We start from the raw sequence: 20,097 nt of genomic DNA on the forward strand, positions 1-20,097 counted from the left end.
GTCCCGAGATCGGGGCTCAGACGCGTCTTAGAGCGACGCGCCGGAGGCGACGGTCCAGGTCCGGTAAGCCGAGACTGACGGATGATGACAATGAGACACTGGATCACCTCCTTTCGTTCGTTGCGGGTGATGCGAAGGTAGGTGGCCGGACCCGGCTTGTGAAGCCCCGTGGCTGCGCCCGTTTGTCCTCCCCGTGCGCCCGCTTTCCCGCTTCGGCTGCCGGGCGTATGACGAGCCCACCGAGGTCAGCCCGAACCGCCGTTGAACGCGCCCGTCACGCCCCTGCCGCGTCCGCCCGAGGATGCAGCCCTCGATCCCGAGGCCATGCGTCAGCCGCTCGGCAACGCGTGGTACTGCGTTGGCCAGTCCCGCAGCCTCGGCCGCACCGGGCTCCGCGCCGTGGAGCTGAACGGCGAGCAGATCGTGCTCGGCCGGGCCCCTGACGGGACCCCGTTCGCGCTGCGCGACCGCTGCCCGCATCGCGGCATGGCCCTGTCGAAGGGCCGCTTCGACGGCGACACCCTGATGTGCCCGTTCCACGGCTGGCGCTTCGGCACGGACGGGCGCTGCCGGGACGTCCCGACCCTGTCCGAGCACGACGCCGCCGATTTCTCCCGCATCCAGGTCCAGCGCTTCCCGGTACGGGAGAGCGCTGGGTTCCTGTGGGTGAACCCGCATCTCGGGCCCGCCTCCGGCGACGTGCCCGCGGTGCCGGAGCTGGATTTCGCGCCGGCCGGCTCCCTGGTCGTGGAACTCGTGGTCGAGGCGTCCTACGATCTCACCACGCTGAGCCTGGTCGATCCCGGCCATGTCGCCTTCGTGCACGACAGCTGGTGGTTCCGGCCCTCGAAGCAGCTGCGCGAGAAGGTCAAGACGTTCCAGCCGGTGCCGCACGGCTTCGTCATGACGAGCCACGCCACCACGACGAGCTCACCAGTCTACCGCCTGCTCGGCGGCGTGCCCGAGGTCGAGATCGAGTTCCGGCTGCCCGGGGTCCGGTTGGAGCACATCCGCGCGGGTGACAAGCGGGTGGCCAACTACACCTTCGCCACGCCGCTCACGCCGGACCGGACGATGCTGACCAACGTCCTGGTGTGGAGCATGCCGGCGCTGAACCTGCTCAAGCCCATCGCGCGGCCGCTGATGCGGCAGTTCCTCACGCAGGACCAGGAGGTGCTTCAGCACGCGCAGGACGGCCTGGACCGTAAGCCGACCATGGTGCTGTTCGGGCAGGGCGACCTGCCCTCGCAATGGTATTTCCGGCTCAAGCGCGAAGCCCTGGACTCGGCTCGCACCGGGCGCCCGTTCGAGAATCCCCTGGAACGGCGCGAGCTGCGCTGGCGGTCCTGATTTATAGGACAGTTATTGGGCTCTATTCAGGGCGAGTAACGCTCTATTAACCACACTTTGCGTAATGATTTCCTAGGCCTATTCCTCTCGAGACGCTGCGCGCCGATGCCCCGTTTCTACATCGACCTCCATGACGGTTCCCAGCCGGTCCGCGACGAGGTCGGCTTCGACCTACCGGACCTGCCGGCCGCCCGCGCCAAGGTCACCCGGATCATGTCGGCGATCGCCCGCGACATGCTACCCGACGTGGAGCGCCAGGATTACGTCGCCTGCGTCCGCGATACGGTCGGCAAGGTCGTGTTCCGCGCCCGCCTGTCGCTCGCCGCCGAGGCCGTGGAGTGAGGCAAAAGCGAGCCTGAGGCTCCCCGTCGCGGTGGCCGGAGCTTGACCACGGCGCCGGGCCGGCCATTTCCCAACCATGAAACGGCGCAGCCTGCTCACGGTCGCGAGTGCGGCCACGGTGATGACGCTCGGCGGCGTCGGCTATGCCGCCCACCGCCGGGGCAAGAACCCCTATTATCGCGGCCCGGAATCGGACCATTTCGACGGCCTGCGCTTCTTTTTGCCGGACCAGGCCACCGACAAGTCGTTGCCGGACGTGCTGCGCTGGCAGGCCAAGCGGCAGCGCGAGCCCTGGCCGAAGAGCTACCCGAGCCCGTTCCCCGCGGACCGTCCGCCCGAGCGCAGCGGATCCTTGCGCGTCGTGCTGATCGGGCACGCGAGCTACCTGGTGCAGGTCGCCGGCCGCAACATCCTGATCGATCCGGTCTTCGCCCGGCGCGCCAGCCCGGTCCGGTTCGCCGGACCGAAGCGGGTCAACCCGCCCGGGATCGCGTTCGCCGACCTGCCCCCGATCGATGCGGTGCTGATCACCCACAACCATTACGATCATCTCGACGGGCCGAACCTCGCCCGGATCTGGCAGGCCCACCAGCCGCTGATCGTCGCGCCGCTGGGCAACGACACGATCCTGCGCAACTTCGACGACACGATGCACGTCGAGACCCGCGACTGGGGTGAGTCGGTGGATCTCGGCGACGGTCTCGCCGTCCACCTGGTGCCGGCCAACCACTGGTCGGCCCGCGGCGTGCAGGACCGGCGCATGGCGCTGTGGTGCGCCTTCGTGATCACCTCGGCCCAGGGCGTCCATTACCATGTGGGCGATACCGGCTTTGGCGACGGCGGGCTGTTCCGCGACATCCGCGCCCGGTTCGGGGCGCCCCGCCTCGCGACCCTGCCGATCGGTGCCTACGAGCCGCGCTGGTTCATGCAGGCGCAGCACGTAAACCCGGCCGAGGCCGTGGAGGCCTTCGCGCTGCTCGGGGCCGACCAGGCGCTCGGCCACCATTGGGGCACGTTCCAGCTCACCGACGAGGGCATCGAGCGGCCCGCTGAGGCTCTGGCGATGGCCCTGGAGGCGCACGGCATCGCTCCAGAGCGCTTCCTGGCGCTGCGGCCCGGGCAGGTCTGGGGAGCCTGAGGCGCAGAATACCGACCGCCGCCGCGCTGGGCACGATGCATGCAGGATACCGTATGCAGCCTGCCTGCGGCGCGTCTCGATGACGGGGGCGACCGCCGGCCGGCCGCGCGTCCCCTTCTGCCGAGAGACCCGATGGACCCGATCAAGCCGACACGCCGCTCGCTCATGGCCGGGGGCGCCGCCCTGGCTGCGCTCGGCACTGCGGGCCGGGCCGGCGCGCAGGGCGCGGCCGCCGGCAGCCTGACCTACGGCATCTCGATGACCGACCTCCCGCTCACGACCGGCCAGCCGGATCGCGGCGCCGGCGGCTACCAGTTCACCGGCCTGACCCTGTACGATCCCCTCGTCGCCTGGGATCTGGGCATTGCCGACCGGCCGGGCCGGATGGTCCCCGGTCTCGCCACCTCCTGGGCGGTCGACGCGGCGGATCCGAAGGTTTGGGTCTTCCACCTGCGCGAGGGCGTGGCGTTCCATGACGGCTCGGCCTTCGACGCCGACGCGGTGATCTGGAACTTCGACAAGGTGCTCAACAAGGAGGCACCGCATTTCGACCAGCGGCAGGCCGCCCAGGTCCGCCCGCGGCTGCCGGGCGTCGCGAGCTACCGCAAGCTCGACGCGAAGACCGTCCAGGTGACGACCAAGAACCCCGACAGCCTGTTCCCCTACCAGATGCTGTGGTTCCTGATCTCCTCGCCCGCCCAGTACGAGGCGATGGGGCGCGACTGGGCGAAGTTCGCGTTCCAGCCCTCGGGCACCGGCCCGTTCAAGATGGGCCAGCTGGTCCCGCGGGTCCGCCTCGAGCTCCTGCCGAACGCCGGCTACTGGAACCCGAAGCGGGTGCCCAAGCTCGCGAAGCTGACGCTGACCTGCGTGCCGGAGGACCTCGCCCGGGTGAACGCGCTGCTCTCCGGCAATGTCGACCTGATCGAGGCGCCGGCCCCCGACGCGGTGCCGCGCCTCAAGTCATCCGGCATGCGCGTCGTCGGCAACGACACGCCCCATGTTTGGAACTACCACCTGTCGATGCTGGAAGGCTCGCCCTGGCGGGACGTGCGCCTGCGCAAGGCCGCCAACCTCGCCATCGACCGCGACGGCGTGGTCCAGCTCCTGGGCGGCCTCGCCCAGCCGGCCGTGGGCCAGATGCAGACGTCGAGCCCGTGGTTCGGCAAGCCGAGCTTCCAGATCAGGACCGACGTCGAGGCGGCGCGCAAGCTCGTGGAGGAGGCCGGGTTCTCGGTGAAGAACCCGGCGAAGGCGACGATCATGATCCCCACCGGCGGGACGGGGCAGATGCTGTCCCTGCCGATCAACGAGTTCGTCCAGCAGAGCTGGGCCGAAGTCGGCATCCAGGTCGAGTTCAAGACCGTCGAGCTGGAGGTTGCCTACACGGCGTGGCGCCAGGGCGCGGCGGATCCGAGCCTCAAGGGCGTCACCGCCGGCAACATCGCCTACGTCACCTCGGATCCGTTCTACGCGATCCTGCGCTTCTACGATTCGAAGCAGATCGCCCCGAGCGGCGTGAACTGGAGCCACTACCGCAATCCCGAGGTCGACGCCCTCTGCGACAAGGTGAAGGCGAGCCTGGACCCCGAGGAGCAGAACAGGCTGCTGGCCCGCATCCACGAAATCGTCGTCGACGACGCGGTGCAGGTTTGGGTGGTGCACGATACCAACCCGCACGCTTTGTCACCGCGAGTGAAGAACTATGTTCAGGCGCAGCATTGGTTTCAGGACTTGTCGACGCTGGCCTGAGACAGCCGGGACCTCTGCGACGCCGCGGGAGATGCCTGGGCGAATCGGGAACGATCGTCGCGAGACTGTGTTGGGACCCCAACGCACGAAGGAGTGTCCCATGAAGACCCTGCTCGCCGGCGCCATCCTGGCCGCCTCCCTCGCGACTGTCGTCCCGGCTTCGGCCCAGCGCATCGATATCGGACCCGACGGTCCCAGCGTCGACCTGCGCTCGCGCGGTCAGCGGGAGCGGGATTTCCGCCGGGACGAATACCGCCGGGATCGTGACCGCGCCGATGACGACGACCGGATGTATCGCCGCCAGCGCTTCGAGGACGACCGTCCGGCGGTTCGCCGCGGCTACGGTTACTGATTCGGGCTGTCCACAGCTTGCGTGACTGAATGCTTTTTGAGGGGTCGGCCCAGGCCGACCCCTTTTTCGCGTCGTTCGTCACCCGGAAGACGTGCGACTGGCCTGCCCTGCCAATTTCGCACTTGCAGCATTGTCTGGGCGAGACTAGGAAGATCCCGCATCGAGTTTCGGGAGAATTTGGCAATGACCCTTCGGTTCATCAGTGGTTTCGCGGCTTTTGCCTTCGCCGTTTCCGGCCTCGCCGTCCCGGCCGCCCTCGCCAAGCCGGTGACGGGCGCCAGCGCCGTCAAGATGATCGACACCGACAACGACGGGACCGTCGACCTCAAGGAAGTCGAGGCCGTCGCCTCCGCGACCTTCGACCGCCTGGAGAAGGATGCCGACGGCACCCTCGACGCCAAGGAGCTGAAGGGTCGCCTGAGCAAGGCCGGCCTGAAGCAGGCCGATCCGGACAACGACGGTACCGTCGACAAGAAGGAATACCTCGCGGCCGTCGGCGAGCGCTTCAAGATGGCCGACCCGGACAACGACGGCACCCTCGACGCCAAGGAGCTGAATTCCAAGGCCGGCAAGGCGCTGCTCGCCCTCGTCAAGTAACGTTGCGTTAATACTGATTGCGCGTATCGAAGATGCAGGCGCCCCCGTGGATCTCTCCGCGGGGGCGTTCTTGCGTTCGAACCGGGAATGCCATGTGGATGGCCGGCAAGCCGGCGTCACTGCTATTACATCCCTCGGTTGTAATCACCTTCTTCTTTGATGATGTCGGGATCGACCTTTCCGACGGCGTAGCCTGCGACAATCCCGCTTTGAAACCGTTATGCCTGCAAGATGGGCAGGCGGACGGTTGACTGATCGCAACCTGTAGGTGCAGTTTGGAGGCGGTTGGGGGACCGAACCATGCGTAAGGACACGCCAGACGACGTCACGAGCCTCGAATTGCTTGCAGAGATGCGGGCCATGATCGACGCCGCGCGCCAGGTCATCGAAGGCTCGCAGGTCACCCGTGTCGGGCCGGTGGGCGAATCGGCGGCCGCTCCGGTGTCGACACACGGGGCAGACGCGCCGCACGATCCCGCGGACCTGCTCGGCGACATCAGCGACAGCCTGCTCGACGCCTATCAGTTCGCGAAACACGACGGCGATCCGCTGACCATCGCGCTGATCGAGAAGGTCCTGTTTCATGTCGGGCGCCGGCTCGCGCGGGGCATGACGCCCGCCGAGGCCGGCATTCCCTGCCACTGACGCCTCGTTCAAGGCGATGGCCGGCTTGAGGGTCGCCGGTCCTCAGGCGCTGCCGGCCTCGATGCGATCGAGGAACGCCCGCAGGTAGCGTCCGGCGGCGTCGGCGCGCTCGACCGCCAGGAGGTGCGCCGCCCGCGGCAGTACCACGAGTTCGGCTTCGGCGATGCCGGCGCAGAGCGCCTCGGCCATGGCGGGGGGCGTCGATGGGTCGTCGCGCCCGGCCATCACCAGGGCCGGGGCCGCGATCGCGGACAGGGCGGGCCGAAGGTCCATCCGGCCGATGACGCCGCAGCATACCGCGTAGCCGACCGGATCGCAGGCGACGAAGCGCTCCCGCACGGCCCGCATGGCGCCGGGTGAGTGTTCGGCGAAGGCGGGGGTGAACCAGCGCGCCAGCGTCGCATCGACGAGCGCACCGGTCCCCTGCATCCGCGCCGTCTCGGCACGCTCGTCCCAGCTCTGCGTGCTTGGAAGATGCGCGGCCGTCGCCATCAGGGTCGCGCTCGTGCAGCGTTCCGGATCGGCGCTGGCCAGCGCCTGCACGATCATGCCGCCGAGCGAGAGCCCGACCAGATGGGCGCGGGCGATCCCGAGCGCGTCGAGGAGCCCCGCGAGATCGCCGGCCAGGTCCGCGATCTCGGTCGGCCGGTCGCACGTCTCGGAGCCGCCATGTCCGCGGGTATCGTAGCGCAGGGTCCGGAAACGGCCGGCGAGCGCCGGCAGCAGGGCGTCCCACATGTCCAGGGTGGCACCGAGCGAGTTCGAGAACGCAACCACGGGGGCGTCCTCGGGGCCCTCCAGGAGATAGCGGAACGCGAGTCCCCGGACGGTGATCTTCGGCATCAGACGTCTCCGTGTACGGTTGCATCCGGACCGGTGCCTCCCACCGGCCGACGGCACGTCCCGCCGAGATAGGTCGTCCGCCGGCAGCGATCAGCGCCCGTCCGGATAATCCGGCCGCCCGGTAGAGCGCGCCCGGCGTTCCAGTCCTCGATCATGAAGCCGGTGAGCGTGTCGAGCATCCGGTGCTACTGGCGCGATCCCCCGGCCGCGCGTCGGCCGCACGCATCCGGGCGCCCGCTACCGGGTTGGTGTGGTGCAGCCCGGAGCCGGATCATGATGGCCGAACCGTACGATCTCGACCGTTTCGTCGCCGCCCAGGAGGGCGTCTACGACCGGGCCCTCGCAGAATTGCGGGCCGGGGAGAAGCGCAGCCATTGGATGTGGTTCATCTTCCCGCAGATCGCCGGCCTGGGCTCCAGCCCGATGGCGCAACGCTACGCGATCGGCACCCTGGACGAAGCGCGGGCCTACGGCGCGCATCCGGTGCTCGGCGCGCGGCTGCGCGCCTGCACGACGGCGGTGAACGGCGTCACCGGCCGCACGGCCCACGCGATCTTCGGCTCCCCGGACGACATGAAATTCCGCTCCAGCATGACCCTGTTCGCGCGCGCCGCGCCGGAGGAGCCGGATTTCGCCGCGGCCCTGGCGCGGTATTTTGACGGCGAGCCCGACCCGCTGACGCTCGCCAAGCTCGGGCACCCTTGAGCGGTCACCGGCCCCATAGGCCGACGCGCTCGGCCCGGGCCTGCTCCTCGGCGCCGAGGAGGTCGGGGGGCGCATCGTCCGAGGCCCGGGCGCCGCCCGCGGTGAGGATCAGGGCGGCGAGGTCGTCGCCCTCGATCCGGCAGCGGCCGGCGGCATCCTCGGACACGCTGCAGACCACCTCGCGGCGACGCAGGTACTTGGCGAGCTGCCGGGCGAGATGCCCGCGCTCGCCCACGACGCCGAGGAGGCGCACGGTCCGCCCACGCAGCGACAGGGTCCCGGTGTCGATTACCTCGGGCACGCCCCGGATCTCGTTGGACGCGACAGGGATCGGCTGAGGGGCCAGCTGCGGCGCCGACGCGACGGCCGGGGCCGGCTCGGCCCGTTCCGCCGACGGGCGCGGACGGTTCTTGGCGAGCTGGGCGGAGGCCCGCTGGATGAAATCGTGGAAGATCCCGGCCGGCATCTCGCCGCCGAACATCCGGTTCATCGGGCTGTCGTCGTCGTTGCCGATCCAGACCCCGACCACGAGGTCCGGGGTCATGCCGACGAACCAGGCGTCGCGGAAATCCTGGCTGGTGCCGGTCTTGCCGCCGATGATCTGGCCCGGCACCCGCGCCGCCCGGCCGGTCCCGGAATCGACCACCGCCTGGAGCGAATCGAGCATCATCTGGCGCGGCTCCTGCCCCAGGGTGGCGGCCGGCGCCGGCTCGGCCCGGACGTAGAGCGGCTGCGGGCCCGCCCCGCGAATCGCGTGGATGCCGAAGCTCGCGAGCGGCGCGCGGCCGGACAGCACCGAGCCGTAGGCGCGGGTCATCTCCAGCAGGCTGACGGTGCCGGAGCCGAGGACGAGGCTCGGCACGTTCGGCAGCTCGGACTGGATCCCCAGCTTGCGGGCGGTGGCGATCACCGCCGGGATGCCGACATCCTGCCCGAGCTGGGCCGCCACTGTGTTGATCGATAGCGCGAAGGCGGTCCGCAGCGGCACAGGGCCGCGATAGCGCCCGTCGTCGTTCTCGGGCTCCCAGTCGCCGATGCGCACTGGGCGGTCGTCCATCACGCTCTCGGGCGTCAGGCCCTGCTCGTAGGCGGTCAGATAGACCAGGAGCTTGAACAGCGAGCCCGGCTGGCGCTTGGCCTGGACCGCGCGGTTGAACTGGCTGTCCTCGTAGTCCCGGCCACCCACCATCGCGAGGATCGCGCCGGCCTTCGACAGCACCACCATGGCGGCCTGGCCGACCTTGCGCTTGGCGCCGTCCTTGTCGAGGCGCCGGGCGACGACGCCCTCCGCGAGGCTCTGCAGGTCGAGGTTGAGGGTGGAGCGCACGGTCATGTCGCCGTCGGTGCCGGCGAGCCGCTTCACGTCGCCGGCGATCATGTCGAGGAAGTAGTTGGTGCCGGGCGGCGCCTCGGGCGGAGACTTCAGGGTGACGCTCTGCTTGCGCGCGGCGTCGGCCTCCTTCTGCGTGATCGCCCCGGTCTCGACCATGGCCTGGAGCACCACGTCGGCGCGCTCCTTCGCGCCGCCGAGGTTGCGGGTCGGGGCGAGCTGCGAGGGCGCCCGCACCAGCCCGGCCAGCATGGCCGCCTCGGGCAGGGTCAGCGCCTTGGCGGGCTTGCCGAAGTAGCGCCGGGCGGCCGCGTCCGCCCCGTAGGCGCCGGCCCCGAAATAGGCGGTGTCGAGGTAGCCGAGCAGGATCTCGTCCTTGCTCATGGTCGTCTCGACCCGCAGCGCCAGGAACGCCTCCTGGACCTTGCGCCAAAGCGTCTTCTCCTGGTTGAGCGAGGTCAGGCGGACATATTGCTGGGTGATCGTCGAGCCGCCCTCGCGCACCCCGCCGCCCGCGGCATTGCGCCAGGCGGCGCGGGCGAGGCCGCGCAGGTCGATGCCCCAATGGCTGTAGAACCGGCGATCCTCGATCGCGACGATCGCCTTGGCGAGGTTCGGGGGCAAATCGGCGGCGTTGAGCTTCTGGCCGCGGAAGCTGCCCCGGGTGGCGAAGACCCGGCCGTCATCGGCCTCGACGGTGATCGCCCGCTGGCCGGTATCGACGATCGCCCCGCCCAGCGGCGGAAGGGTCACCAGGGCGGCCAGCAGGTAGACCGCCAGCGCCAGGGCCGGCAGCAGGATCGCGGCCCCGGCGGCGAGCAGAACGGGCCGGCGCCGCAGGCGGGCGAAGCGGCCGTGACCTGCCGCGACGCGCGGTACCGTGTCCGCCGCAGCGGGCCGATCGGCCGCGACGGGCTGCGCGCGGTCACGTCGACGGGTCAGGGCGCCGGCGATGCGCGAGAAACCAGAACGCCCGGCTTGCAGGACGCCGCGTCCGGCGGCGGCGATCAGGATCCACAGGTGGCGGAAAAGGTCGCGCGCGGCGCGTCCGGCCTCGCGGGCCGCCCGGCGCGGGTCCGACGTGTCGGCCCCGGGATCCCGCGCGGGGCCCGGATCGGTCGGTGCGCGCTCCGGCGCGTCTGGCGTCATCGCGATGCGTGTTCCGGGACCGGACCGTCCGGTCGAGGCCGCGTTCTAAGCTGCATTCGAGTGCGTGTCCCGCCGACAAACGAACGAGGCCCGGTCGCGGCGACCGAGGCGCCGCGACCGTGTGCCCCGCGCAACGCAAACCGCTACCGCCCGGCGACCGGTCCGGCCATCCCGTGGCGGCTGCGCAGCTTCACCGCGAGGATCAGCAGGAGCACGCCGAACGCGAACGTGTAGGCGCCGATCCACCAAGTCAGGACCAGGGCGGACATGCCGGGCTCCAGGATCAGCGCGATTCCGAACAGGATCGAGACCAGGCCGCCGAGCCCCAGCCACCAGCGCCCGTAATGCAGGTGCAGCCTGAACGCGGCCGCGATCATCAGGCCGCCGGTCACGAGCGCCCAGGCGGCGAGGAGCAGCACGAACGCCCAGACCGCGGCGGCCGGCACCAGCACGGCAACCACGCCCACGACGACGTCGACGATGCCCTCGATCAACAGGAAGCCCCAGCGCTCGTGCCGCTGCGCCGCCCGCACCGCGCCGACGATGGCGAAGAGTCCGTCGACCAGCATGTAGGCGGCAAACAGGAACACCAGCGACAGCACGAAGGCCTGCGGCGCCGCGAAGGCGACGATCCCGAACAGGATCGCGACGACGCCGCGCAGGGCGATGAGCCACCAGTTCCGGGCGAGCACCGTGCTCATGGCGTCCAGCCGGGCGGTGCCGGTGAGGGGGATGCCCGAAGGCGACGTCGCGGTCGAGCCGACGCCGGATCCCGGTGGTCTCGGGGACGGGGTGCTGGTCATGGCGGAACTCCGAAGCGCGTCGGGCGCATGCCCGGCCGACCCGCCCGCTGAACGCTGCACTGCGACAAGCGTTCCTGATCGCGGCCGCCGCCGGGCCGGAACCTTGCCGCGGCCGCCGGCTTTTGCTGACCGAGGCGGGCACGAACAGAGCCCGGCCGCCGCAGGGTGGCCGGCCGATCCCGTGGTGATGAGACGCCATGTTTGACGATCCGCGGCAGGCTGCCGAGTCCGCGTCCCATCCGCTGCCGGCCGACAGCCGGCCCGAGCCGCCCGCTCGCGACATCCTGGACCTCGGCCGCAACGACACGCCCGAGACCGCGCGCAAGCTGTCCCAGGGCGACGACCGCCGTGCGCCCGAGGCAGACGCCGACCAGGATGGCGACCAGGAGGACGGTGGCTCCGAGGACGGTGAGCAGGACGAAGACGAACGGCGCCCGAGCGTCCTGCGGCGTCATCCGGTGGCGTTCATCCTCGGAGGCCTCGCGGTGGTCGCGCTCGGCGTCGCCGTGTTCTTCTACTGGCTGCTGTACATGCACCCCTACGAGAGCACCGACGACGCGTTCGTCGATGCCCGCAGCATCTCGGTCCAGCCGAAGGTCGGCGGCTATCTCGTCGCGGTGCCGGTTACCGACAACCAGCACGTCGCTGCCGGGCAGATGCTGTTCCAGATCGACCAGCGCGACTACCAGATCGCCCTCGAGCAGGCCAAGGCGCAGGTCGTGGCCGACGAGGCGGCGATCAAGAACATCGATGCCCAGGTTCAGGCCCAGTACGCCAACATCGACGTGTCGAAGGCTCAGGTCGCCACCGCCGAGGCGGCGCTGAAGTTCGCTCAGGAGGATGCGGCCCGGTACAAGGATCTGGCGGAGCGCGGATCGGGCTCGGTCCAGCAATCCCAGTCGGCCACCTCGACGCTGCAACAGCGCCAGGCCTCCGTGCAGAGCGCCAACGCGAGCGTCGTGGCGGCGCAGAAGCAGATCGGCTCGCTCCAGGCCCAGAAGGCTTCGACGGAGGCGCAGCTCGCCCGCGACAAGGCGCAGGTCGAGCAGGCCGAGCTAAACCTCGGCTACACGACGATCCAGGCCGTTCAGCCCGGGCGCGTGGTCCGTCTGACGGGCGGCATCGGAGCCTACGCGCAGGCCGGCCAGAGCCTGTCGATGTTCGTGCCGGACGACATCTGGGTGACGGCGAACTACAAGGAGACGCAGATCGCCGACATGCGTCCCGGCCAGCCGGTGGACCTCGCGATCGACGCCTATCCGAGCCGCAAGATCCACGGCACCGTGGCCTCCGTCCAGCCGGGTTCGGGCACTGCCTTCAGCCTGCTGCCGGCCCAGAACGCCACCGGCAACTACGTGAAGGTCACGCAGCGCATCCCGGTGAAGATCGTGGTGAAAGACTGGCCGACGGACGTGTCGATCGGTCCGGGGATGTCGGTCTTGCCCACCGTCACGGTCCGGTGACCGCGATGGCCGGAACCGGCCGGGCCTCCGGAGGCAGATCGCCTGCCGGCAAACCCTCAGCGGGAAAGGCGTCCGCGGGGAAGGCATCCGCTGCAAAGGCGCCCGGCGGCCACAATCCCTGGCTGATCGCCGGCGTGGTGGCGCTGGCGACGTTCATGGAGGTGCTCGACACCACCATCGCCAACGTCGCCCTGCGCTACATCTCAGGCGGCCTCGCGGTCGGGCCCGACGAGGCGGCCTGGGTGGTGACGAGCTACCTGGTGGCCAACGCGATCACGCTGACGGCGTCGAGCTTTCTGGCCAAGCGCTACGGCCGCAAGGCGTTCTTCATGTGGTCGGTGGCCCTGTTCACCATCGCGTCGATCCTGTGCGGATTCGCCTGGAGCCTCGAATCGCTACTGCTGTTCCGGGTGCTGCAGGGGCTGGGTGGCGGCGGCATGGCGCCGCTGGCGCAGTCGATCCTCGCCGATTCGTTCCCGCCCGAGAAGCGCGGGCAGGCCTTCGCCCTCTACGGCGTGGCCATCGTGGTCGCGCCCGTGATCGGCCCGACGCTGGGCGGCTGGCTGTCGGACAACGCCTCCTGGCACTGGTGCTTCCTGATCAACGGGCCGATCGGCATGATCGCGCTTGGGCTGATGTACTGGCTGATCGAGGACAGCGAGTCGGCCAAGAAGGAGCGCCGCGCCCTGGTGCGCAAGGGCATCCGGTTCGACCTCGTCGGCTTCCTGCTGGTGGCCGTGTTCCTCGGCTCGCTCGAGGTCATCCTCGACGAGGGGCAGCGGAAGGACTGGTTCGGCACCTCGACGCTGATGAACGTCTCCGGCGTCCTCATGGTCGTCTCGTTCGTCGCCATGATCCCCTGGCTCCTGAACCACAAGAACCCGGCGGTGGACCTGCGCCTGATCGGCAACCGCCAGTTCGGCTCCTGCTTCCTGGTGATGATGTTCACCGGGGCGATCCTGATCTCGACCACGCAGTTCATCCCGCAGATCACGCAGGAATATTACGGCTACACCGCCACCCTGTCGGGCCTCGTCCTCGGCCCGGGCGGCATGGTCACGGTGGTGATGATGTTCCTCACCGGCCGGGCCTCAGCCTACGTGCAGCCGAAATGGCTGATCGCCGCTGGCATGACCATCGTGGCGCTGGGAATGTACGACCTGACGCGCCTCAACGGCACGACCACCTTCTCGTTCTTCGCGTGGTCGCGGGTCTATATCGGCATCGGCCTGCCGATGGTGTTCCTGTCGATCACCTCGGCCTCCTACGAGGGCCTGCGCAAGGACCAGACCGACCAGGCCTCGGCCCTGATCAACGTCGCACGGAACGTCGGCGGCTCCATGGGCGTCTCGCTCGCCCAGAACGTGCTGGCCTACCGCAGCCAGTTCCACCAGAGCCGGCTGGTCGAGAGCGTCAACCCGACGGCGCCCGGCTACCAGGAGACCATGCGCCAGGCGACGCAGTACTTCTCCGAGCACGGCTATGCCGGCGTCGAGGCCCAGAGCCAGGCGACCGCCTGGATCGGCAGCGTGCTCCAGACCGAGGTCGCCTACTGGGCCTATATCGACGTGTTCTGGGTGCTGGGCCTGGTCGCCGCCTGCGCGGTGCCCCTCGCGCTGAGCCTGAAATCGGTCAAGCTCGGCGGTGGCGCGGCGGCGGGCGGGCACTGACCGTCGATGGCGTCAGACGCCGTCCGGCGGCAGCGCCTCCGTGACCTCGACGCGGCGGTTGTCCGGCGACGGGCCGGCCTCGTTGGCGGCGGTCTCGGTCTGGGCCGGCGCCCTGTCGACGGCCCCCGCCACCGCGGCGACGCCCTGGTAGCGGGTCAGGCGGCGGTCGATCATGTCGTCGATCCGGCCGTGCAGCTCCGCGACCGTCAGGCTGCGGCGCTTGCCGCCGGACTTCTCGGTGAACAGGCTGCGGTTGGCCCGGGCGGCGCTGCGGAACTCGCGTCCCGCCACCTCGTCGGGCTTTTCCGAGGAGAGCGACAGGAAGCGCCCGGCGCTGGCGCTGCCCAGGAAGTGGGCGAGGTACAGCTCCGTGGTGGTGAGTGCCCGGCCGACCCGCGCCTCGATCCGCTCGCGGTCGCGCTTGATCAGCTCGGCCGCCATCAGGGCGGCGATCCGGGGATCGTTGCGCAGGCCGAGCACCCGGGCCCGCATGGGGCTCGTGACGGTGATCGCGGAGCCGCGGCCCTTCACGGCGGCGGCCTCTTCGTCGAGACCGTAGCGGGCGCCGTAATCGCGGATCATCTCCAGCCAGGTGCGGGCGACGAACTGGAACAGGCCCTGCGCCGAGGAGGTCCCGGCCTTGGCCTCCGTGTCGAAGCTCGATTCCTTGTCGGCGAGGGCCATCATGTAGACCGGGTCGACCCCGGCCTCGTCGGAGGCCTTCACGATCGTGTCGACCACCTTGCGCGGCACGCTGCGCTCGCCGAACCGGACGGAATCCTCGCCCTGCTCCTGGATGACCCGTGGCAGGCTCGCGAGGTCGTCCTGGATCAGCGCGGCGGTCGCCGGCTCCTGGTCCTCGACGGGGAGCCCGGTCCAGGCGGCCACGCCCTCGGCCGGCGCCGCGTCCGGGAATCCGGCCCGCAGGCCCTCGTCCGGCGCACCGTCCCGCATCCAGCCGGTGCGGCCGTCGGCGGCGAGCGTCTGGGCGGTGCGCGGGCTAATATCGATCCGGTCATGGGCCTGCGCGGCGGGCGCGAAGAAGGCCGGCGCGAAGGCCGCCTGCGGCAGGCCGAACCCGGAAACGACGCCCAGGGCCAGGGTCCCGGTGAAGCGCCGGAGGCCGTTGCGGCCCATGCGGCGAAGTGCCCGGTGCTGGGTCCCATCCTGCTGCCGCGGCAGCCAGGCCACGGTCTCATCCTCAAAACGGCTCGTGCAGTCGGACGTATTCGGCACGAGTCGGCTCACGTCGTCGGCGCAACGCGCCGGCTCCGGGAAAACCCCCATCACTGGTCCTCTTCCAGATTGTCCCTTGCGTCGGCCCGGCGTCTGGCGGCCGGGCTCTTCGAAGCGGCGGCCCTATCGGCGCCTGCCGTGACCAGAATGGGACGGCTCCGTGATTCAAGCGTGGCACGGTCAACGAAGGGTTAACCCTGCTTTTTCAGGCCGCCTTAACGCCGTGATCCGGCCGTGCTTGGCGGTCTCGAGGCGCAAAGTTGTCGCATTCGACTTGGAACGGGCCACGGTCGAGCCAGTTAAATATCGCCCCGGGGGGCTCAACTACTCATTCCCCAGACGCGACGCGCGTCCCCACAAGGACACTATTTCCCGATGAGCATGCAGACCGGTCGCCGCGTCGGCGTCGCGTTCGTTGGCATGGGTGGCGCCGTTGCCACCACTGCCATCGCCGGCATCGAAATGATCAAATCCGGATCGAACCGGCTTGACGGGCTGCCGCTCGCCGGCCTCTCCGTCGCGGGCATGGTGGACTACAAGGACCTCGTGTTCGCCGGCTGGGACCTGAACGGCGACGACCTCGCTTCGGCTGCGACCGGTCACGGCGTGCTGTCGAAGGACGACATCGAGAACGGCGCCCAGGTCCTGAAGGGCATCACGCCCTGGCCGGCGGTGGGCAGTGCGAAGTTCTGCAAGAACATCGACGGGCAGAACCGCATCGTCGCCAAGGACCATCGCGAGGCGGTCTCGGTGATCGCCAACGACCTGCGCCGCTTCCAGAAGGAGAGCAACCTCGACGAGGTGGTCGTCGTGAACCTCGCCTCCACGGAGCGCTGGCCGGACCTCAACGACCCGACCCTGAACTCCACCGCCGCCTTCGAGAAGGGCCTGGATTCGAGCGACGAGGCGATTTCGCCGGCGATGCTCTACGCCTACGCGGCGATCAAGAGCGGGATCCCGTACGCCAACTTCACCCCGAGCATCGCGGCCGACGTGCCGGCTCTGCTCGGCTTGGCGACGGAGATGAACGTCCCGGTGGCCGGCAAGGACGGCAAGACCGGCCAGACCATGATGAAGACGGTGCTGGCTCCCGCCTTCAAGGCCCGCGCCCTCCATGTCGACGGCTGGTTCTCGACCAACATCCTGGGCAACCGCGACGGCCTCGCCCTGAACGACCCGAACTCGCTGCAGTCGAAGCTCAACACCAAGGGTACGGTGCTCGACTCGATCCTCGGCTACCCGGTCGAGGACCACCTCGTGCACATCCACTACTATCGCCCCCGCGGCGACGACAAGGAAGCCTGGGACAACATCGACGTCACCGGCTTCATGGGCCAGCGGATGCAGATCAAGGTCAACTTCCTCTGTAAGGACTCGATCCTGGCAGCGCCGCTCGTGATCGAGATTGCTCGTGTGCTGGATTTGGCGAAGAAGCGCGGCGACGGCGGCGTGCAGGAGCAACTCTCGACCTTCTTCAAGGCCCCGATGGTGAAGAACGGCCGCGGGCCGGAGCATGCCTTCGGCAAGCAGGAAGCGATGCTTCTCGACTGGCTCGGCGTCCACTAATGTCCGGTGCGGCGGCGCCGGCCGCGCTGCGCGAACTCTTCGTCGAGATGAACGACCTCAAGCGCGTCCGCTCCGCGGGCCGCGAGGGGTCGATCGCGGAGCGGTTGTTCGCACAGGGGTGGGGCCTTCTCACGGGTGGGGCCTCGCCCGACGATGTCGCCCTCGACATCGCCGCGACGACGCTCGCCGCGACTCGGCTCTGCGACCTCGACGCCGCCTTCCTGTCGGCGGCGGGTCTCTCCGATGCCGCGGCCTCCGCGGTGTTGGTCGCGGGCTTCGACGCCGTGACCGGCGACCTCGATCCCGACCTGCGGGATCGGCTGCGCAGCCGGCTCGCGCCGCGCCCGCCGGGCCGGCCTGGACCTTTGCCGTCCTTCGTGGCGGCCTTGGCCAGGCAGCCGCGAGCGGGCGTGACCTGCCCCGGCCGCGCCCGGATCCTGCTGGAACCGCCGGAGAACCACGCCGAGCATTGCTTGATCGTGGCCGTCTACGGCGTCTGCCTCAGCCCGTTCTACCGGGCCGATCCCGGCACCGTGTTCTTGGCCGCGATGGCGCACCATTTCCACAACGCCGCGATGCCGGATGCCGGCTTCACCGGCGAGATGCTGCTCGGCGACCATCTCGGCCCGATCATGGCCTTGACCACCGGCTGGGCGATGTCCGAGCTCGACGGGCCCTTGCGGGGGCATGTCGAGCGGGCGCGCGCGGTCCTGCCGGACGACGCCACCGCGGAGGGCCGTGCCTTCCATGCGGCCGACTGCGTCGACCGGGTGCTCCAGATCGCCCAGCATCTGCGGGGTGCCTCGACCACGATGGCGGCGGTGCTCGATGAGTGGGAGCTCGTCCATGCCGGGCCGGTGAAGGGGTTCCACGATCGTGTCCTGCGCGACATGCGCATCCCATAGGACCGATCTCGCGTTGTCCGTCAGACCCGGTCGCCCATCTGACGGGGCGGTCTCGAGAGCCCATGATCCCGTTCGAACTCCGATCGCCGCAGACCGGCAACCCCCTGAAGTCCGTTGCGCCGCACGCCCTGCGCGACGCCGGCACCGGCGCGCGCTGGCCCGTCATCGATGGAATCCCGTACCTGCGGGTCGGCCGCGAGGCGCTGGTCGAGCGTGTCCTGGCCCATCTCGACGCGGGCGAGCTCGACGAAGCCCTGGCCGCCCTGCTGGTCGATCAGGACGATTGGTGGAACGGCCCTCCCGCCGACCCGGCCGGGATCATCCGGCTGATCAAGGGCCGGCGCGACGCGACCCTCCGGGACGCGGTCGACTGGCTCGGCTGGGGCCGGGTCGGCGACTATTTCCTGCATCGCTGGACCGACTCGACCTTCCTGGCCGGCCTGACGCTGCTCGAAGCCCATTGGAACGAGCCGCGCTGCGTCTTCGAATTCGCCTGCGGCATCGGCCATTACCTGCGGGAACTCGAGCGCCGCGGCTGCAAGACCGCCGGCGCCGACGTGGTCTTCGCCAAGCTCTGGGTCGCACGCCACTGGGTCGTGGGGCCGGAGGCGCAGCTCGTCTGCTTCGATGCCGGCTCGCCGCACTGGCCGATTCCGGGTGCACCGGTCGATCTCGTGGCCTGCAACGACGCGTTCTACTTCCTCGACGATAAGGCGGCCCTGCTCGAGAACCTGCGGCTGAATGCCGGGGACGACGGCTGGCTCGCGCTCAGTCACATCCACAACAGCGACTGCCCGGGCTTCTCCGCCGGCCGGGCCGTCACCGCCGAGGAGATCGCCGAGCTGTTCCCGGACGCCCTCGTGTACGACGATGCCGAGTTGACCCGCGCCCTGGTCGAGGCCCGGGCGCCGGTTCCCCAGGAGCCCGCGGCATTGCGGAGCTGCGAGGCGTTCTCGGTGGTGGCCGGCCCCGGTATGCGTCCGGCTCCGCGCGCGGTGGTGGACGGTCTGACGCTGCCGAAGGCCGGCACCGTCGTGCGGCTCAACCCGCTGTATCGGCCGGACGGGGACGGCTACGCGATCCGCTGGCCCTCCGAGCGCTACGAGGCGGAATACGCCCCCCGCGCCACCTACCCGATGCGATCGCCGGGCCCCGCGCAGATCACCTTCGACGGCCGCATCGACGGGCCCGAGACGCAGCGCGTCCGCGCCCGCGAATTCGTCGATCTGCCGGAGCGCTGGTGATGGACGGGGTCGGCTGGGGCATCGTCGGCTACGGCTGGGTCGCCCGCGACTACATGGCCCCGGGCATCCGGGCCGCCGGGCACCGACTCGTGGCCGTGTGCGATCTCGATCCGCTGAGTCGTGCAGCGGCCGAGCGCGCGGGTGCCCGCTCCCATTCCGATCTGGCTGGCCTCCTGGCCGAGCCTGAGGTCGAGGCGGTCTACGTGGCGACACCGAACCACCTGCATCGCGGTGCCGTCGAGGCACTGGCCGCCGCCGGCAAGGCGATTCTGTGCGAGAAGCCCATGGCGGCGACGCTCGACGACGCGGACGCCATCGTGCGGGCTGTCGGGGACCGAAAAATCTTTTACGGGACGGCGTTCGACCAGCGGCACCATCCGGCCCACCGGGCGATTCGTGCTCAGGTCGAGGCCGGGCGACTCGGCACCGTCACGACGGTGCGGATCGTCTACGCCTGCTGGCTCGGGCGCGACTGGTCGGAGGCCGGCCAGCCGAACTGGCGGATCGACGCCGCCCAGGCCGGCGGCGGCGCCCTCATGGACCTCGCGCCCCACGGGCTTGACCTCGTGGATTTCCTGCTCGGCGAGCCGATCGCGGATCTCGCGGCCCTGACCCAGACCCGCGCCCAGGACTATTCGGTCGATGACGGCGCCCTGCTGATCGGCCGCACCGCCGGCGGCGCGCTGGCGAGCCTGCACGTGGCCTACAATTGCCCCGACGCGCTCCCGCGCCGGCGCCTGGAGATCGTCGGCACCAAGGGCATGCTCGTCGCCGAGAACACGATGGGCCAGACGGCAGGCGGCACGCTGCTGTTCATCGACGGCGTGACCGGGCGTTCCGAACCGCAGGCCTTCGATGCCGACACCTCGCCCTTCGCCGAACAGGTCCGCGCCTTCGGCTCGGCGCTGCGCCGGCCCGAGGAGCGGACTGCATGGTCGGCTCCGCGCGATCTCCACACGATGCGGCTCGTCGCCCGCGCCTATGGGCAGGGGTAGGCGCGCACCTTG

20 protein-coding genes are annotated in these 20,097 nt (G+C 70.0%); 15 read left to right on the forward strand and 5 right to left on the reverse strand.

Annotated elements, in window-relative coordinates:
- Window positions 1–324: 324 nt before the first annotated feature.
- The 8 genes from FVA80_RS27770 (at window position 325) to FVA80_RS27800 (ending at window position 6,176) form a co-directional block, all read left to right on the forward strand.
- The gene (locus FVA80_RS27770; protein WP_147906422.1) at window positions 325–1,350 is read left to right on the forward strand and encodes an aromatic ring-hydroxylating dioxygenase subunit alpha; all 1,026 of its coding nucleotides are present in this window, start codon (window positions 325–327) and stop codon (window positions 1,348–1,350) included.
- Window positions 1,351–1,455: 105 nt separating this feature from the next.
- A complete protein-coding gene (locus FVA80_RS27775) occupies window positions 1,456–1,692 on the forward strand; it encodes a hypothetical protein (protein ID WP_147856934.1) in 237 nt (78 codons plus the stop codon).
- Between the two features lie 76 nt (window positions 1,693–1,768).
- Window positions 1,769–2,830 (forward strand): MBL fold metallo-hydrolase, encoded by a 1,062-nt coding sequence (locus FVA80_RS27780; RefSeq protein WP_147906395.1) that lies wholly within the window; start codon window positions 1,769–1,771, stop codon window positions 2,828–2,830.
- Between the two features lie 132 nt (window positions 2,831–2,962).
- Window positions 2,963–4,582 carry an ABC transporter substrate-binding protein gene (locus tag FVA80_RS27785; protein ID WP_147906396.1) on the forward strand — a complete coding sequence of 540 codons (1,620 nt, stop codon included), beginning with the start codon at window positions 2,963–2,965 and terminating at the stop codon, window positions 4,580–4,582.
- Between the two features lie 100 nt (window positions 4,583–4,682).
- Complete coding sequence (locus FVA80_RS27790; protein WP_147906397.1) at window positions 4,683–4,934, forward strand: hypothetical protein; 252 nt, start codon at window positions 4,683–4,685, stop codon at window positions 4,932–4,934.
- A gap of 183 nt (window positions 4,935–5,117) precedes the next feature.
- The gene (locus FVA80_RS27795; protein WP_147906398.1) at window positions 5,118–5,531 is read left to right on the forward strand and encodes an EF-hand domain-containing protein; all 414 of its coding nucleotides are present in this window, start codon (window positions 5,118–5,120) and stop codon (window positions 5,529–5,531) included.
- 98 nt (window positions 5,532–5,629) lie between these two features.
- Window positions 5,630–5,782: a hypothetical protein gene (locus tag FVA80_RS30800; RefSeq protein ID WP_187193530.1), complete on the forward strand. Its 153-nt coding sequence runs from the start codon at window positions 5,630–5,632 to the stop codon at window positions 5,780–5,782.
- Between the two features lie 109 nt (window positions 5,783–5,891).
- Window positions 5,892–6,176, forward strand: a complete 285-nt coding sequence (locus FVA80_RS27800) for a hypothetical protein (protein ID WP_147906399.1) — start codon at window positions 5,892–5,894, stop codon at window positions 6,174–6,176.
- Between the two features lie 42 nt (window positions 6,177–6,218).
- On the opposite strand, the gene pcaD is transcribed toward FVA80_RS27800, so the two are convergent.
- On the reverse strand, window positions 6,219–7,019 hold the full coding sequence (gene pcaD, locus FVA80_RS27805) for a 3-oxoadipate enol-lactonase (RefSeq protein WP_147906400.1): 801 nt from the start codon (window positions 7,017–7,019) through the stop codon (window positions 6,219–6,221).
- A 276-nt stretch (window positions 7,020–7,295) separates the two neighbouring features.
- Here pcaD and FVA80_RS27810 point away from each other — a divergent pair, with 276 nt between their 5' ends.
- The gene (locus tag FVA80_RS27810; protein WP_147906423.1) at window positions 7,296–7,724 is read left to right on the forward strand and encodes a DUF1810 domain-containing protein; all 429 of its coding nucleotides are present in this window, start codon (window positions 7,296–7,298) and stop codon (window positions 7,722–7,724) included.
- Between the two features lie 4 nt (window positions 7,725–7,728).
- Here the strand turns inward: FVA80_RS27810 and FVA80_RS27815 are convergent, their stop codons facing one another.
- Together FVA80_RS27815 and FVA80_RS27820 are read right to left on the reverse strand one after the other, a co-directional pair.
- Window positions 7,729–10,203 (reverse strand): PBP1A family penicillin-binding protein, encoded by a 2,475-nt coding sequence (locus FVA80_RS27815; protein ID WP_147906401.1) that lies wholly within the window; start codon window positions 10,201–10,203, stop codon window positions 7,729–7,731.
- A gap of 143 nt (window positions 10,204–10,346) precedes the next feature.
- Window positions 10,347–11,006 carry an HdeD family acid-resistance protein gene (locus tag FVA80_RS27820; RefSeq protein WP_147906402.1) on the reverse strand — a complete coding sequence of 220 codons (660 nt, stop codon included), beginning with the start codon at window positions 11,004–11,006 and terminating at the stop codon, window positions 10,347–10,349.
- A 197-nt stretch (window positions 11,007–11,203) separates the two neighbouring features.
- On the opposite strand from FVA80_RS27820, the gene FVA80_RS27825 reads away from it, so the two are divergent.
- Window positions 11,204–12,469 (forward strand): HlyD family secretion protein, encoded by a 1,266-nt coding sequence (locus FVA80_RS27825; protein ID WP_147906403.1) that lies wholly within the window; start codon window positions 11,204–11,206, stop codon window positions 12,467–12,469.
- Here FVA80_RS27825 and FVA80_RS31740 read toward each other — a convergent pair.
- Window positions 12,456–12,626, reverse strand: a complete 171-nt coding sequence (locus FVA80_RS31740; RefSeq protein ID WP_246692170.1) for a hypothetical protein — start codon at window positions 12,624–12,626, stop codon at window positions 12,456–12,458. The genes FVA80_RS27825 and FVA80_RS31740 overlap by 14 nt on opposite strands.
- On the opposite strand from FVA80_RS31740, the gene FVA80_RS27830 reads away from it, so the two are divergent.
- A complete protein-coding gene (locus FVA80_RS27830) occupies window positions 12,625–14,139 on the forward strand; it encodes a DHA2 family efflux MFS transporter permease subunit (RefSeq protein ID WP_246692474.1) in 1,515 nt (504 codons plus the stop codon). The two genes, FVA80_RS31740 and FVA80_RS27830, sit on opposite strands and share 2 nt — an antisense overlap.
- A gap of 12 nt (window positions 14,140–14,151) precedes the next feature.
- Here FVA80_RS27830 and FVA80_RS27835 read toward each other — a convergent pair whose 3' ends face one another.
- Window positions 14,152–15,426 carry a transglycosylase SLT domain-containing protein gene (locus FVA80_RS27835; protein ID WP_147906405.1) on the reverse strand — a complete coding sequence of 425 codons (1,275 nt, stop codon included), beginning with the start codon at window positions 15,424–15,426 and terminating at the stop codon, window positions 14,152–14,154.
- Window positions 15,427–15,750: 324 nt separating this feature from the next.
- On the opposite strand from FVA80_RS27835, the gene FVA80_RS27840 reads away from it, so the two are divergent.
- The 4 genes from FVA80_RS27840 to FVA80_RS27855 all read left to right on the forward strand — a co-directional run bounded on the left by FVA80_RS27840 (window position 15,751) and on the right by FVA80_RS27855 (window position 20,085).
- On the forward strand, window positions 15,751–16,941 hold the full coding sequence (locus tag FVA80_RS27840) for an inositol-3-phosphate synthase (protein WP_147906406.1): 1,191 nt from the start codon (window positions 15,751–15,753) through the stop codon (window positions 16,939–16,941).
- A complete protein-coding gene (locus FVA80_RS27845; protein WP_147906407.1) occupies window positions 16,941–17,846 on the forward strand; it encodes an HD domain-containing protein in 906 nt (301 codons plus the stop codon). The genes FVA80_RS27840 and FVA80_RS27845 overlap by 1 nt, the downstream gene beginning before the upstream one ends.
- Window positions 17,847–17,908: 62 nt before the next feature.
- Window positions 17,909–19,090 carry a methyltransferase domain-containing protein gene (locus FVA80_RS27850; RefSeq protein WP_147906408.1) on the forward strand — a complete coding sequence of 394 codons (1,182 nt, stop codon included), beginning with the start codon at window positions 17,909–17,911 and terminating at the stop codon, window positions 19,088–19,090.
- Window positions 19,090–20,085, forward strand: a complete 996-nt coding sequence (locus tag FVA80_RS27855) for a Gfo/Idh/MocA family oxidoreductase (protein ID WP_147906424.1) — start codon at window positions 19,090–19,092, stop codon at window positions 20,083–20,085. The genes FVA80_RS27850 and FVA80_RS27855 overlap by 1 nt, the downstream gene beginning before the upstream one ends.
- Window positions 20,086–20,097: the final 12 nt, after the last annotated feature.

Origin of the sequence: Methylobacterium sp. WL1 (assembly GCF_008000895.1) — a bacterium.
In the GTDB taxonomy this organism is placed as follows: domain Bacteria; phylum Pseudomonadota; class Alphaproteobacteria; order Rhizobiales; family Beijerinckiaceae; genus Methylobacterium.

Bases quoted from the DNA above. Each gene is read 5' to 3' on its own strand.
- FVA80_RS27770 (WP_147906422.1), top strand. From the start codon at position 325: ATGCGTCAGCCGCTCGGCAACGCGTGGTACTGCGTTGGCCAGTCCCGC.
- FVA80_RS27775 (WP_147856934.1), top strand. From the start codon at position 1,456: ATGCCCCGTTTCTACATCGACCTCCATGACGGTTCCCAGCCGGTCCGC.
- FVA80_RS27780 (WP_147906395.1), top strand. From the start codon at position 1,769: ATGAAACGGCGCAGCCTGCTCACGGTCGCGAGTGCGGCCACGGTGATG.
- FVA80_RS27785 (WP_147906396.1), top strand. From the start codon at position 2,963: ATGGACCCGATCAAGCCGACACGCCGCTCGCTCATGGCCGGGGGCGCC.
- FVA80_RS27790 (WP_147906397.1), top strand. From the start codon at position 4,683: ATGAAGACCCTGCTCGCCGGCGCCATCCTGGCCGCCTCCCTCGCGACT.
- FVA80_RS27795 (WP_147906398.1), top strand. From the start codon at position 5,118: ATGACCCTTCGGTTCATCAGTGGTTTCGCGGCTTTTGCCTTCGCCGTT.
- FVA80_RS30800 (WP_187193530.1), top strand. From the start codon at position 5,630: ATGGCCGGCAAGCCGGCGTCACTGCTATTACATCCCTCGGTTGTAATC.
- FVA80_RS27800 (WP_147906399.1), top strand. From the start codon at position 5,892: ATGATCGACGCCGCGCGCCAGGTCATCGAAGGCTCGCAGGTCACCCGT.
- pcaD (WP_147906400.1), bottom strand. From the start codon at position 7,019: ATGCCGAAGATCACCGTCCGGGGACTCGCGTTCCGCTATCTCCTGGAG.
- FVA80_RS27810 (WP_147906423.1), top strand. From the start codon at position 7,296: ATGGCCGAACCGTACGATCTCGACCGTTTCGTCGCCGCCCAGGAGGGC.
- FVA80_RS27815 (WP_147906401.1), bottom strand. From the start codon at position 10,203: ATGACGCCAGACGCGCCGGAGCGCGCACCGACCGATCCGGGCCCCGCG.
- FVA80_RS27820 (WP_147906402.1), bottom strand. From the start codon at position 11,006: ATGACCAGCACCCCGTCCCCGAGACCACCGGGATCCGGCGTCGGCTCG.
- FVA80_RS27825 (WP_147906403.1), top strand. From the start codon at position 11,204: ATGTTTGACGATCCGCGGCAGGCTGCCGAGTCCGCGTCCCATCCGCTG.
- FVA80_RS27830 (WP_246692474.1), top strand. From the start codon at position 12,625: ATGGAGGTGCTCGACACCACCATCGCCAACGTCGCCCTGCGCTACATC.
- FVA80_RS31740 (WP_246692170.1), bottom strand. From the start codon at position 12,626: ATGAACGTCGCCAGCGCCACCACGCCGGCGATCAGCCAGGGATTGTGG.
- FVA80_RS27835 (WP_147906405.1), bottom strand. From the start codon at position 15,426: ATGGGGGTTTTCCCGGAGCCGGCGCGTTGCGCCGACGACGTGAGCCGA.
- FVA80_RS27840 (WP_147906406.1), top strand. From the start codon at position 15,751: ATGAGCATGCAGACCGGTCGCCGCGTCGGCGTCGCGTTCGTTGGCATG.
- FVA80_RS27845 (WP_147906407.1), top strand. From the start codon at position 16,941: ATGTCCGGTGCGGCGGCGCCGGCCGCGCTGCGCGAACTCTTCGTCGAG.
- FVA80_RS27850 (WP_147906408.1), top strand. From the start codon at position 17,909: ATGATCCCGTTCGAACTCCGATCGCCGCAGACCGGCAACCCCCTGAAG.
- FVA80_RS27855 (WP_147906424.1), top strand. From the start codon at position 19,090: ATGGACGGGGTCGGCTGGGGCATCGTCGGCTACGGCTGGGTCGCCCGC.